We start from the raw sequence: 833 nt of genomic DNA, 5'->3' as shown, positions 1-833 counted from the left end.
TGCTTTGATGCCTTGGCTAACGGTACTAGATAACGTTGCCTTTGGTCTGGAAATGCAAGGCATAGGTAAAGCAGAGCGCCGTGCAAAAGCACGTGAACAGTTAGAAATGGTTGGCTTGTCAGAATGGGAGAGTAAGTTCCCGCATGAGCTTTCTGGCGGTATGCAGCAGCGTGTGGGCTTGGCTCGTGCTTTTGCGATGGACACAGACATTCTCCTCATGGATGAACCGTTTTCAGCACTTGACCCACTGATCAGAGCGCAGCTGCAAGATGAACTGATTCTGCTGCAAGAAAAGCTCAATAAAACCATTTTGTTCGTCAGTCATGACTTAGATGAAGCACTTAAAATTGGTAACAACATTGCCATTATGGAATCGGGTAAACTGATTCAGCATGGTAAGCCAGAGCAGATCATTCTGGCACCAGAAACCGATTATGTGGCGGACTTCGTTGCACACACGAATCCTCTGAATGTGCTTAAAGGTCGTTCGTTAATGAAGTCGAGTGATGCTCTGGTACGTGAAGAAGAGCGTGTACTTATTTGCCCTGATAAAGAAATTTGGGTGACGCAAGAGTCGAAAGGCCTGAGTTTGCCGAACTCTGAACAGTCGCTGATGAAGTGGGTGAGCGAATCATCGAACCTCGATGATGTCGAATCTAACTCTCTGGTTCAGGTTAGCCCGAACATCAACATGCGCGAAGCGATAGAGCTTAAGCAGCGCAGTAACCAGCCTCTGTTGCTGGTGGAAGATGACAAGTTGGTTGGTGTGTTGAGTGATCACGAGTTGTATGACGCGCTGCTTGGTAATTTTAAATCCGAGCAAGTGGCTTAGT

1 protein-coding gene is annotated in these 833 nt (G+C 47.2%); it reads left to right on the top strand.

The annotated features are described in order from the left end of the window. On the top strand, positions 1-832 hold an 832-nt coding region (locus R7R78_RS25350), incomplete at its 5' end, for an ATP-binding cassette domain-containing protein (RefSeq protein ID WP_225474529.1). Between the last annotated feature and the right edge of the window lies 1 nt (position 833).

This window comes from Vibrio sp. 2134-1, from assembly GCF_033339495.1.
The sequence above is the reverse complement of the archived record's forward strand: the minus strand, read 5'-3'. Positions and strand labels throughout refer to the sequence as shown.